This is a genomic window from Mucilaginibacter frigoritolerans (assembly GCF_007830615.1).
Classification (GTDB): domain Bacteria; phylum Bacteroidota; class Bacteroidia; order Sphingobacteriales; family Sphingobacteriaceae; genus Mucilaginibacter; species Mucilaginibacter frigoritolerans.
Genome location: NZ_VLLI01000009.1, coordinates 196,429 through 209,629, shown reverse-complemented (window position 1 = coordinate 209,629; position 13,201 = coordinate 196,429). Strand labels below are relative to the sequence as shown.

The following is a 13,201-nucleotide window of genomic DNA, read 5'->3' as shown; positions in this document are numbered from 1 at the left end:
AAAATAAGCTTCCCATACTATCAACCACGAACTATAAGGAAAATGCAAATACGAATATTAAAAGATAAGATCTTATCCAAACTGATGCTAGTGTTTACACTGGCATCAGTTTCTTTATTACTGATCATTGGGATAGGATTGTATGTCCATTCTATCCCGATATTGGAAAAATCATCCTGGGGAACACTGGTCACTTCAAGTATCTGGAAACCACTCAAGGGATTGTTTGGTTTTTATCCGTTTATAATGGGTACCCTGTGGGTTACAGGCATAGCCATTGTTATAGCCTTACCACTTTGCTTGTTAACAGCGCTTTTTGTTGTTGAATATGCTCATGCTGGTATCAGGCGTGTGTTAGTGCCATTTATAAACCTTTTATCAGGAATACCTCCGGTAATTTTTGGCGTTTGGGGTGTGCTTTTCATCATTCCCTTAATACAGAATTATATTGCTCCTCATTTTGTTGAGTTTTCTACAGGCTACAGTGTATTAGCCGGTGGAATTGTTTTGGCTGTGATGATCTTTCCGCTGATTGTTAGTATTATCAGCGAGGTTTTAAATACAATTCCGCAGGAATTAAAAGACGCTTCCCTATCATTAGGTGCAACCAAATGGGAAACCATTAAAAAGATAGTGTTGCGTAAAGCCTTACCGGGTATAATTGCTGCGGTTGTATTGGCTATTTCACGTGCCTTCGGCGAAACCATTGCGGTGCTGATGGTTTGTGGAAACAATGCGGTTGTTCCTCATTCTGTTTTTGATCCAGGTTATCCCCTACCCGCACTGATTGCCAATAATTATGGAGAAATGTTGTCCATACCGCTATATGATTCTGCATTGATGTTTGCAGCGTTACTGCTCTTTATTATTATCCTTTTGTTTAACATTATTTCAAGGCTGATTTTAGCCCGTCTGGAAAGGAAGTTGACATCATGAGACGAAGAAAAGCTGAAGAATTATTTTTCAAAATATTGATGCTAATAGCCGCCATAATAGTTTGCGGCAGTTTTTTCCTGATTGTAGGGACAATATTCGCAAAAGGGTTACCTTATATGAACCTGGATATGCTTACAAAAACACCGGGCGGTGGTTTTTACATTGGTAAAGAAGGCGGCATATTAAATGCCATAATTGGCTCCTTGTATGTAGCTGGCGGTGCAACAATTTTAGGGCTTTTAATAAGTATCCCCGTAGCTATTTTTATCAATATGTACATGAATGGCAAAAAGTTTTTGTCAGATTCATTGCGCGTTGCATTTGATGTGTTATTTGGTATTCCATCCATCGTTTATGGTGCATTTGGGTTCTTAATAATGGTTTATTTCGGTTTCCGTGCATCGTTATTAGGAGGTATTATTGCCGTAACTCTACTGGTTATTCCCATTTTAGTACGCACATTGGATGAGGTAATTGGTACAGTGCCATTAGAGCTTCGTGATGCTGCCTTATCCCTGGGCGCAACCCGTTGGGAAATGGCAAAGGTTGTTCTCCGGCAAATAAGGCCGGGTATTTTTACGGCCATCCTGTTATCATTTGGCAGGGCCATTGGCGATGTTGCATCCGTATTGTTTACTGCTGGGTTTAGTGATAATATCCCCACTTCATTGCATGAGCCTGCAGCTACGCTCCCATTGGCCATCTTTTTTCAGTTAAGCAGCCCAGTTGAAGAAGTACAGGGACGTGGCTATGCTTCGGCGCTTATCCTTACCATTATTGTATTAGTTATCACTGTATTATCTGAAATACTGATAAAGAAATTTTCAAAACACAAAAGTTAATGACCAAAACACCACATATCAGTGTTCAGCATTTAAATGTGCACATTGGTAACCAGCATATTTTAAACGATATTAATATTAACATCCCCGATAAGAAGGTAACCTCCATAATAGGTCCTTCCGGTTGCGGAAAAACCACGCTGCTTAGATCATTTAACCGGCTGTTGGATAATACACCCGGTGTAAGTATCACGGGTAAAGTATTGGTAGATGGAGAGGATATTTACGATCCGAAAGCCGAAGTGACTCATATCCGCAAAAAAATGGGATTGCTTTCCCAGCGGCCCTATCCTCTGCCCATGTCTATTTATGACAATGTAGCCTATGGCCCAAGAATTCATGGTATCCGGAAAAAGCAGGAACTTGATCAATTAGTGGAAGAACAGCTTAAAGCAACAGGTTTATGGAACGAGGTTAAAGATCGTTTAAATGCCTCTGCAACACGTTTATCAATTGGTCAGCAGCAACGTTTATGTCTCGCGAGAGGATTGGCTGTAAGCCCTGAGATTATTTTAGGAGATGAATCTACATCGGCGCTTGATCCTGTTTCAACTTCAATTATTGAAGACCTTTTTATCAGCCTGAAGGAAAAATATTCTATAGTATTGGTTACCCATATCTTAAGGCAGGCACGACGGGTTTCGGATTATATTGTTTTCGTTTACGGTGGTAAAATTATTGAATTTGGCCCTACAGAAGATGTTTTACTAAATCCAAAAGAAGAGTTGACCAGGGAGTATGTAAAGGGATATATTAGTTAATAATTTCTTATTTAATATGATTTTGGTTTAAAAATATAGATAATTTATGGTTTTAGTGCAATTTTTCAGTATAAATGATTGTATTTAAGTTTTTGGTTGGTTTTTTAATGATAAATATTCAATTGTGTACTAGAATAGGTCGTAAGTTATATTAATATGCTGTATATTGCACCATTTATTGATATAAATGGCATATAATTATCACCGGATCATTATTAAAATAGGGTCGAACGTTTTTACTCAAAAAGACGGTTTGCCTGATTTGAAACGCATTGGTAGTTTGGTTCAACAGATTGCCGAAATTAAAAAACGAGGTATTGAAGTTATCCTGGTATCATCAGGCGCTGTGGCTTCAGGTCGTAGTTTAATAAGCGTTTCAGAAAAATTTGATCCTATTGCTGCGAGGCAACTATTGGCTTCCATCGGGCAGGTCAAACTCATTAATACTTATTCCAATTTGTTTGAACAATTTAATATTCTTTGTTCACAGGTGTTGGTAACCAAAGAGGACTTCAGAGACAGGCTCCATTATCTTAATATGAAAAATTGCCTGGAAATACTGTTACAGCACCAGGTTATCCCGGTCGTAAATGAAAATGATGTAGTATCGGTGACAGAGCTAATGTTTACCGATAATGATGAATTGGCCGGTCTTATAGCATCTATGCTTAATGCGCAGGCTTTGGTTGTGCTCACAAACGTTGATGGCATTTATAATGGTAATCCAAATTCAGCAGATGCAACCATTATTGAGGAAGTTTCCGGTTCAACTATTGATTTTTCATCTTTTGTAAGTTCGGGTAAATCACAATTTGGCCGTGGGGGTATGATCACTAAATCAACCATGGCGCAAAAAACAGCGCAACTAGGTATTGCGGTACATATTGCTAATGGAACCAAAGACAATATTCTTATTGATGTATTAGAAAATACAGTAGCCCATACCCATTTTAGCCCTAATAAAACAGCATCAGGAAAAAAGAAGTGGATAGCACACTCCGGAAATTTTGCGACAGGTATTGTAAGGGTCAATGATGGTGCTAAAACAGCGCTTACTTCTGCTAATGCCTCCAGTTTGTTACCTATCGGAGTTATAAACATACTGTCAGAATTTAAAAAAGGCGATATCATCAAAATAATAGATGAAAATGACAAGCATATTGGTTTAGGCATTGCCGAATATGGCTCTGATAAAGCAAACGATATGATTGGCCATAAAAATCAAAAGCCATTGGTACATTATGATTATCTTTATTTGGAATGTTAAGTAATTACAATAAATATTTTGAAGATGCTATCATAGCGGGAAGGAAAAGCCTTTCTCCTGCTGTTATCAACCAGGTATTACATGATCTGGCTTCTTCTGTCATTGTTAATACTGATAATTTATTAGTAGAAAATAAAAAAGATTTGGACCGAATGGATCCTGACGACCCCAAATACGATAGACTTAAACTTACAGCGGCCCGTATAGCAGATATAGCAAAGGACATCAATAACGTAGCAAAACTGGATAGTCCACTGGGGCAAATATTATCAGAAAAGACGATGCCCAATGGGCTGCATATTTCAAAAATCAGGGTTCCGCTTGGTGTTGTTGGTGTTATTTACGAGGCCCGGCCCAATGTAACCTTTGATGTGTTTTCCCTTTGTTTTAAAACGGGTAACGTTTGTATCTTAAAAGGTGGTAGCGATGCAGCGTTTTCAAATAAGGCTATTATTTCCATTATCCATAAAACGCTGACAAAATATAGAATAGACGTTAATTACGCTACGCTTTTACCTGTTGAACGTGAAGCTACTGATGCTTTGTTAGGGGCAACTGGTTATGTAGATGTGCTTATTCCGCGGGGTAGTCAGGGTTTAATTGATCATGTACGTTTAAATAGCAAAGTACCGGTAATTGAAACAGGTGCCGGAATTGTACATGTTTATTTTGATGAATCGGGTGATCTGCAAAAAGGTCGTGATATTATTTTTAATGCCAAAACCCGTCGGGTAAGTGTGTGTAATGCATTGGATTGTTTAATTTTAAACCAGAAAAGATTGTCAGATTTACCGGAACTGGTTAGGCTCCTGGCAGATAAAGAAACAGAAATTTATGCTGATGAAAGGTCTTTTGAAAAATTAAAAAGCCATTACCCTCCTCAATTACTTCACCAGGCAAAGCCTGAAAATTTTGGAACAGAGTTTTTATCAATGAAAATGGCTATTAAAGTGGTAGAAAATTTTGATGAAGCCTTAAGTCACATTGCTAATTATAGCTCAAAACACAGCGAAGCCATAATATCTGAGGATGTCAACAATATAGAAGCTTTTTTAAACATGGTGGATGCTGCAGCTGTTTATGTAAATGCTTCTACAGCTTTTACTGATGGTGCGCAATTTGGGCTTGGAGCCGAAATTGGTATCAGTACTCAAAAGCTGCATGCACGCGGCCCCATGGGCCTGGACGAACTTACAAGTTATAAATGGCTGATAAAAGGTAGCGGACAAATCAGAACCTAAACTTCATCACAATATATCGGTAAACAACAAAAGGTGTTCATTTTAAAATGAACACCTTTGTTCCTAACAATCGTTAAATTACTATATAAAATAATTTATAATAGCAACAAAACAAATAATAACTAAAATCACACCTTGTAATTTTTGTTCTAAAGTTAACTGGGTTTGCATCTACTATATCAATTAAGGTATTACAAATTTATACTGTAAAAGTTATGTTACAAAATTCCTTTTGATTTTTATGATTTTTATAATAAAATCATTTGATCTTTTTATAAATGTCATATTGTCATTTATAATATAAAAAAATCATAATAAAAGAACCAAAAGTTTGAGTTTTTCTTATTTAAAAGAACAATAAAAACATGCATTAAGACACTGTTAACGAAGTTTTTTCTGCTTATGCATTTCTTTCTGTATAATCAGAAATGAAAAATTCAACAACAGAAAAGAAACAACAATTTTTAAAACTTACTTTTTCTGTATTTATTATTATTCGTAGTAAGGGTTATTTTGTAACAAGAAAACTTCTTGGGCATGTTTATGTTTTGAATTAACAAAAGGTTAAGTTTTATTTTTCTTTTAAATTAATTAAAAGAAATACACTATATAGATACATTTTACCCTTATCTGACTCAGCGTTTATCAACATAAAATCAAAAAGGGTATCTTTGCAAAATTATGAGTAAGCACGGCAGGATATTAGTGGCAATGAGTGGTGGCGTTGATAGTTCGGTTGCAGCAGTGATGTTGCATGAGCAGGGCTATGAAGTTATAGGGCTTACTATGAAAACGTGGGACTATGCATCAGCTGGTGGTAGTTCAAAAGAAACAGGGTGTTGTAGCCTTGACAGTATAAATGATGCACGTGCACTGGCGGTTGGCTATGGCTTTCCGCATTACATACTGGATATTAGAAGTGAGTTTGGCGATTTTGTGATAGATAATTTTGTTGATGAATATATTGCTGGCCGTACCCCCAATCCATGCGTTTTATGTAATACCCATATTAAATGGGAAGCATTGCTAAAACGTGCAGATAAGTTAGATTGCGAGTTCATAGCGACTGGCCATTATGCTAATGTCCGTTTACAGGATAATGGCAGATATGTGATTTCAAAAGGTAAAGACGAGAATAAAGACCAATCATATGTACTATGGGGCGTATCTCAAAAAAACCTTGCCCGTACTAAATTTCCTTTAGGTAGTTTTTCCAAGCCCGAAATCAGGCAAATGGCCCTTGATATGGGGCAGGTTGAACTGGCGGGTAAAAGTGAAAGCTATGAAATATGCTTTGTGCCGGATAACGATTATAGATCGTTTTTAAGGCATAAAGTTAAAGATCTGGAAGGACGTGTTGCCGGTGGTGACTTTGTGCTGGCAGACGGCACTATAGTAGGCAAACACCAGGGTTATCCGTTTTATACCATAGGTCAGCGTAAAGGGTTAGGTATAGCTTTAGGGCACCCTATGTTTGTAACCAGTATCCAACCTGATACTAATACTGTTGTGCTTGGAACAGCCGATGAATTGGAACGTAAGCAAGCATGGGTAAAAAATCTGAATCTGGTTAAATACGAAACCATTACTGAGCCAATTGAAGCGGTTACCAAAATCAGGTATAAAGATGCCGGCACTCAAAGTACCATTGTACAAATGGGGCAGCATATGAAAGTTGATTTTCTGCATAACGTTTCAGGTATCGCACCCGGACAATCAGCCGTATTTTATGAAGGTAATGATTTGCTTGGCGGCGGCTTTTTAATGTAGATTTCTGCACTAAGTTTTAGGTTTTTATTGTTGAAATGTTGATTTTAAAAGTAAATATTAAAAATAGTATAACTTTTTAACCTTAGGAGCTTTCAACGGTAAACCTCAACATTTAACTCCTCCAACCGTATAACATTATACCTTTTCCTAAAAACAAATTGGCGTTTCGCTTTCTTTATGTTTTATTTGCAAAAAATAACTGCTTAAATGGCTAAAAATTTACTTATTGTAGAATCTCCGGCGAAAGCCAAAACCATTGAGGGATACCTTGGCAAAGACTTCACCGTAAAGTCGAGTTATGGACATATCCGTGATTTGGTTAAGTCTGATGATGCTATCGATATTGCGCATGATTTTAAACAGAAATATGAGGTTCCTGCAGACAAAAAGCAGATTGTTAGCGAATTAAAGAAGTTAGCTAAAGAAGCCGAAATAGTTTGGCTGGCATCGGACGAGGACCGCGAAGGGGAAGCTATATCATGGCATCTATATGATACTTTAGATTTAAAAGAAGCCACTACCAGGCGTATTGTTTTTCATGAGATCACTAAACCGGCTATTTTACGTGCTATTGAAACGCCCCGTAAAATAGACTATAATTTAGTAAATGCACAACAAGCGCGCCGTGTTTTGGACAGATTGGTAGGTTTTGAACTTTCTCCGGTTTTATGGAAAAAAGTAAAACCTTCACTTTCAGCTGGTCGTGTACAATCAGTTGCAGTAAGACTGATTGTTGACAGAGAGCGCGAAATCAACAAATTCAAATCAGAAGCGGCATTTAAAATAGTTGCCATTTTTGGCAAAGGCAGAGATGCCTTTAAAGCTGAACTATCCGAACGTTACAGTAAGCAAGAAGATGCAGAGAAGTTTTTACAGGATTGTATTAAGGCTGATTTTGATGTAAAATCACTGGAAACCCGTCCTGCAAAACGTTCACCGGCTGCTCCGTTTACAACATCTACCCTTCAACAGGAAGCCAGCCGTAAATTAGGTTACTCAGTTTCACGTACCATGCAGGTAGCCCAAAAACTTTATGAGTCCGGGCATATTACGTATATGCGTACTGACTCACTTAATTTATCTGATCAGGCTTTAAACGCAGCTGCTCAAGAGATTATTTCTGCCTATGGCGATAAATACCATCAGCATAGAAAATATAAAACTAAAAACGCCAGTGCTCAGGAAGCGCACGAAGCGATAAGGCCAACTTATTTCGATAAGCATACTATACAGGGTGATTCGAGCGAAACGCGGTTGTATGAGCTGATCTGGAAAAGAGCAATTGCCTCGCAAATGAGTGAAGCGCAGTTTGAGAAAACCACTGCAAAAATCAGTATATCAACCCGTAAAGAAGAACTTACAGCCAATGGTGAGGTGATGAAATTTGATGGTTTCCTGAAAGTCTATCTGGAGTCCAGTGATGAGGATGAGGATAACTTACAGGATGGTGAAAATGCTATGTTGCCGCCATTAACCAAAGGCCAGCGTTTGGCTTTGCAGGAAATGTCAGCAACCGAACGCTTTTCCCGTCCGCCTGCTCGGTATACCGAAGCAAGTTTGGTTAAAAAATTGGAAGAATTAGGCATTGGCCGTCCTTCAACCTATGCTCCTACCATATCTACCGTTCAAAACCGTGGTTATGTTTTAAAAGAAGAGCGTGAAGGCAGGATAAGGGCCTTCCGTGTTTTAACACTGAAGGAAGAAAACATCACTAAAGAGGAGAAGACTGAAAATACTGGCGCCGAAAAAGGAAAGCTGTTTCCTACAGATATAGGGGCAGTTGTAAATGACTTCCTGGTGCTGCATTTTAATGATATTGTTGATTTTAACTTTACAGCCAGCGTTGAAAAACAGTTTGACGAGATAGCACAGGGATTAAAAGAATGGACAGACATGATCCGCAGCTTTTATACACCTTTCCATAAGGAAGTTGAAAGTACCATTCAAACTGCTGATAAAGCTACTGGTGAGCGTGAATTAGGCGTCCACCCTGAAAATGGCAAAAAGATTTCTGTTAGAATTGGCCGCTACGGTCCATTTGTGCAGATTGGTGAGAGTGCTACGGAAGAGAACAAAGAAGAAAAGCCACTTTACGCGAGTTTAAGGGCAGGGCAAAGCATTGAAACAATCAGTATAGAAGACGCACTGGAATTGTTTAAATTGCCTAAGGTAGTTGGTGAATACGAAGGTAAGGTAATGAAGGTGGCCATTGGTCGCTTTGGCCCTTATATCAGCCACAACAGTGCTTTTGTATCCTTACCTAAAGAAATAGATCCGCATGATGTTACCGAAGAAAAAGCAATTGAGCTGATTAACGATAAACGTAAACGTGATGCAGAAAAGTTGATTAAGGCTTTTGATGAAGATGTCGATGTCAAAGTATTAAATGGCCGTTGGGGTCCATACATTGAATTTGGCAAACTAAATGTTAAAATTCCAAAGGATAAAGATCCGCAGAGCTTAACTTACGAAGAGTGTAAAGCATTGGCTGACGCAATGCCAAAAGATGCAAAAAAGGGACGATTTGGGAAATCAGCAACAGCTGCAAAACCAGCTGCTAAAAAGGCTCCTGCAAAGAAAAAGGCCCCGGCAAAAAAGAAATAATTTTTAATGGCTGATATTGATCGATATTCATATCAGCTGTTTAATGCTCCTATTGATATGATAAAAGATCTGCCAGAAAATAAGGTAAAAGACATTGCTATAGCGGTGGCTCTTGAGAAGGAAAGTGCTGAGAGTAAAATATGGTATGTTTATTTGATCAACCTAAAAAAAGAGCCTATTGAAAATGTATTGATTACATCAAAGGGCTATGGCGAAAAAAACGGAGAACAAGTAAAGACCTCTACACTCAGACACATGTTTCCGCTGGTTGAAGAAGGCTCATATAAATTGATTGAACCAATTGATGAGCAAACCTTTGGCTTAAATAATGAATATTGGTTAAGCTTTTATATTGGTAAAAATATCTATGATAAAAAATTCATCTTTTTACCGGAGAGCATTGTTGAGCTTAACTTTATTAAGTTACCAGTTGTAAATAAAGTTGGGGTAATGATTTTATAATGTTGGGCTAAAACTTAATTTGCCCGGAATAACCCATATTTTAAAATACAATAGATAGCCCTTACGCCGTCTTTCCACCCTATTTTCTTCCCGTCTTCATATGTACGGCCATAATAAGAGATCCCTACCTCATAGATGCGGATTTTAGGTACACGGGCAATTTTCTGAGTTACTTCCGGCTCAAATCCAAAACGTTGTTCGGTTAGTTTGATAGATTGGATAAGTTTGGTATTAAAAACCTTGTAACAGGTTTCCATGTCTGTAAGGTTGAGATTACTGAACATATTGGAGGCAAAAGTAAGCCACTTGTTACCAATAGTGTGCCAAAAGAAAAGGATACGGTGTGGATTGCTACCCATAAACCTGGAGCCGTAAACAACATCGGCAAATCCATTGCGGATTGGTTTTAACAAGTCATTGTATTCTTCAGGATCATATTCCAAATCAGCATCCTGAATAATCAGGTACTCGCCGGTCGCTTTTGATATGCCTGTATGCAATGCTGCACCTTTACCCTTGTTTACTTCATGCTTAAAGTAATTAATATCCAGATCGGGATTGGTTTGCTTATAGCTTGCAACTGCTTCTTCGGTATTATCACTTGAAAAGTCGTTTACAATAATGATTTCTTTTTGAATATTATCAATCAGGTTAACTGATTTAATTTTGTTTAATATGAGGTGTATGGTGTTACCTTCATTGTAAGCAGGAATAATAATTGATAATTTTTCTATTTTCATTATTGTGATCGGGTTTAATAAAAACCTTTTTAAGGCCCAAAAGTAACAATAATACTGACTTTTTTTACACTGCCTGGATATTACAGGCTTATTTAAAGGCAATGGCTAAGGAAAACAAAAAACTAAAAATAGTATATTGCCTCATTAAATAGTAACAACTAATGCTTGAACAATACGACCTCCATAATTTATTGGTAATTGATATTGAGACCGTTCCGCAATACAGTAGCTTCAGCCAGGTACCAGAAAATTTTCAAAAGCTTTGGGATTTAAAAACGCAGAATCAGCGGAAAGAAGAAACTGCTGAAGAATTTTATGAACGCGCAGGTATTTGGGCTGAATTTGGCAAGATCATCTGTATATCAGTGGGTATTTTTGTTAATGGAAAACAAACAAGTTTAAGAGTTAAATCATTTGCATCGCATAGTGAAAAAGAAGTACTGGAAAAGTTCGCTGCTTTGTTAGCCAGTCAGCCACCCAGCTTAATTTTATGCGCACATAATGGAAAAGAATTTGATTTTCCATATATCTGCCGCCGTATGCTGGTTAATGGCTTAAAAATCCCATCACAATTGGAATTATCCGGTAAAAAGCCATGGGAAATAAATCACTTGGATACAATGGAGTTATGGAAATTTGGTGATTATAAAAATTATACCTCATTAAATTTACTAACCGCCATTTTTAATATCCCTACTCCAAAAGAGGATATTGATGGGAGCATGGTTGGCCATGTTTATTGGGTTGAAAATCAACTGGAGCGTATATATAGCTATTGCCAAAAAGATGTAATTGCTACAGCGCAACTATTACGTCGTTATCGTGGCGAAGAGCTTATTTCTGATGAATGTATAATCATAGTTGAGTAATGCTTGAAGTAAAGGACCTAAATATCAGGTTTAAAACAGCTAATGGTTTATTTGAAGCTGTTAAAAGCATTACATTCACTTTAAATAAAGGAGAAACTATTGGTATTGTCGGCGAATCGGGGTCAGGTAAATCGGTTACTTCCCTTGGTTTAATGCGCCTGCTGAATGATGAGCAGACGGTTATTAATGGTTCAGTTTTATTGAATGGAGTTTGTCTTTGCACCGTACCGGAGCTTGAAATGCAAAAAATCAGAGGACATCAAATGGCCATGATATTTCAGGAACCAATGACATCCCTGAACCCGGTGTTAACCTGCGGTTACCAGATTACAGAAGCCATACAACTGCATTTGGGAACGAGTAAAGCGGAAGCAAAGCAAAGAACAATTAATTTGTTTAAAGAAGTGCAGTTACCCCGGCCTGAAGAGCTGTTCGACAGTTATCCGCATCAAATATCGGGTGGACAAAAACAAAGGGTAATGATCGCTATGGCCCTTTCCTGCAACCCTGAGATATTAATTGCAGATGAACCCACCACAGCACTTGATGTTACTGTACAAAAAACCATTATTGAGTTATTGCTGAAGCTCAAAGCCGAACGCAATATGAGTTTAATCTTTATCTCTCATGATTTAGGTGTAATTGGTGAAATAGCTGATCGTGTGCTGGTTATGTACAAGGGCGAAGTGGTTGAAGAAGCAACAGTAAAAGATTTGTTTGCAAAGCCGAAACATCCATATACCAAAGGTTTGCTCGCTTGCCGCCCATCCCCGGCTTATCATTTGAAAAAATTGCCCGTTATTGCTGATTTTTTACCTTCAGAATCAAAATCAGTAGAAAGCATAGAAAGTATAAGAGGAAGATTTGCATATAAACCTGAAGAAATAAAAGAACGTAAAAAAACTTTATACGCAAAGGAACCGATACTTAAAATAAATCAGTTAAATACCTGGTTTAGTGATGATAAAACGCTATTTGGCCTTAAAAAGAATATAGTAAAAGCAGTTAACCAGGTTAGCTTTGAAGTGTACCCTGGTGAAACACTGGGGCTGGTTGGCGAATCAGGTTGCGGGAAAACAACCTTGGGAAGGAGCATATTGAGGTTGATTGAACCTACTTCGGGAAGTATCAATTTTGAAAATACAGATCTCAGATCACTAAAGAAAAATGATCTGAGGGCAATGCGACGTGATATTCAAATCATTTTCCAGGATCCTTATTCCTCTTTAAATCCGCGTTTAACCGTTGGCGATTCGCTGATGGAACCGATGCAGGTACACCAATTTTATGCTAATGACACCAAACGCAAAAAACGTGTTATTGAGCTTTTGGAACGCGTAAATTTATTGCCGGAACACTTTAACCGCTATCCGCACGAATTTTCGGGCGGGCAAAGACAACGGATTGTTATCGCCAGGGCTTTGGCGTTGCAACCTAAATTCATCATCTGTGATGAATCCGTTTCGGCATTGGATGTTTCGGTACAGGCTCAGGTGCTAAACCTTATCAGGGAGCTTCAAAGGGAGTTTAACCTCACTTATATCTTTATATCCCATGACCTGGCGGTAATTAAACATATATCAGATAGGATGATGGTGATGAATAAGGGGGAAATAGTTGAAATGGGTGATCCAGATGATATCTATTACCACCCTAAAGAGGCATATACCAAGAAATTAATTGCATCCATACCGAGAGTGAATTAAAAT

11 protein-coding genes are annotated in these 13,201 nt (G+C 37.9%); 10 read left to right on the top strand and 1 reads right to left on the bottom strand.

Annotated features, from left to right (window positions below):
* Positions 1 to 42: 42 nt before the first annotated feature.
* The 8 genes from pstC to JN11_RS16140 all read left to right on the top strand — a co-directional run bounded on the left by pstC (position 43) and on the right by JN11_RS16140 (position 9,883).
* Positions 43 to 936, top strand: a complete 894-nt coding sequence (gene pstC / locus JN11_RS16175) for a phosphate ABC transporter permease subunit PstC (RefSeq protein ID WP_144914208.1) — start codon at positions 43 to 45, stop codon at positions 934 to 936.
* Positions 933 to 1,778: a phosphate ABC transporter permease PstA gene (gene pstA, locus JN11_RS16170; RefSeq protein WP_144914207.1), complete on the top strand. Its 846-nt coding sequence runs from the start codon at positions 933 to 935 to the stop codon at positions 1,776 to 1,778. Before pstC ends, pstA begins: the two co-directional genes overlap by 4 nt.
* Positions 1,778 to 2,539, top strand: coding sequence for a phosphate ABC transporter ATP-binding protein (locus JN11_RS16165; RefSeq protein WP_144914205.1), 762 nt, complete (start codon positions 1,778 to 1,780; stop codon positions 2,537 to 2,539). Before pstA ends, JN11_RS16165 begins: the two co-directional genes overlap by 1 nt.
* Positions 2,540 to 2,726: 187 nt before the next feature.
* The gene (proB, locus tag JN11_RS16160; protein WP_144914203.1) at positions 2,727 to 3,806 is read left to right on the top strand and encodes a glutamate 5-kinase; all 1,080 of its coding nucleotides are present in this window, start codon (positions 2,727 to 2,729) and stop codon (positions 3,804 to 3,806) included.
* Positions 3,800 to 5,047, top strand: a complete 1,248-nt coding sequence (locus JN11_RS16155) for a glutamate-5-semialdehyde dehydrogenase (RefSeq protein WP_144914202.1) — start codon at positions 3,800 to 3,802, stop codon at positions 5,045 to 5,047. Before proB ends, JN11_RS16155 begins: the two co-directional genes overlap by 7 nt.
* A 681-nt stretch (positions 5,048 to 5,728) precedes the next feature.
* On the top strand, positions 5,729 to 6,817 hold the full coding sequence (mnmA, locus tag JN11_RS16150) for a tRNA 2-thiouridine(34) synthase MnmA (RefSeq protein ID WP_144914200.1): 1,089 nt from the start codon (positions 5,729 to 5,731) through the stop codon (positions 6,815 to 6,817).
* A gap of 207 nt (positions 6,818 to 7,024) precedes the next feature.
* On the top strand, positions 7,025 to 9,421 hold the full coding sequence (gene topA, locus JN11_RS16145; RefSeq protein ID WP_144914198.1) for a type I DNA topoisomerase: 2,397 nt from the start codon (positions 7,025 to 7,027) through the stop codon (positions 9,419 to 9,421).
* A 57-nt stretch (positions 9,422 to 9,478) separates the two neighbouring features.
* A complete protein-coding gene (locus JN11_RS16140) occupies positions 9,479 to 9,883 on the top strand; it encodes a hypothetical protein (RefSeq protein WP_144914277.1) in 405 nt (134 codons plus the stop codon).
* 14 nt (positions 9,884 to 9,897) lie between these two features.
* Here JN11_RS16140 and JN11_RS16135 read toward each other — a convergent pair whose 3' ends face one another.
* Complete coding sequence (locus tag JN11_RS16135; RefSeq protein ID WP_144914196.1) at positions 9,898 to 10,623, bottom strand: glycosyltransferase family 2 protein; 726 nt, start codon at positions 10,621 to 10,623, stop codon at positions 9,898 to 9,900.
* A 161-nt stretch (positions 10,624 to 10,784) separates the two neighbouring features.
* Between JN11_RS16135 and JN11_RS16130 the strand changes: the two genes are divergently transcribed.
* Both JN11_RS16130 and JN11_RS16125 read left to right on the top strand, forming a co-directional pair.
* Positions 10,785 to 11,492, top strand: a complete 708-nt coding sequence (locus tag JN11_RS16130; RefSeq protein ID WP_144914195.1) for a 3'-5' exonuclease — start codon at positions 10,785 to 10,787, stop codon at positions 11,490 to 11,492.
* Entirely contained in the window at positions 11,492 to 13,198 is a 1,707-nt protein-coding gene (locus JN11_RS16125; protein ID WP_144914193.1) for an ABC transporter ATP-binding protein, read from the top strand. The genes JN11_RS16130 and JN11_RS16125 overlap by 1 nt, the downstream gene beginning before the upstream one ends.
* Positions 13,199 to 13,201: the final 3 nt, after the last annotated feature.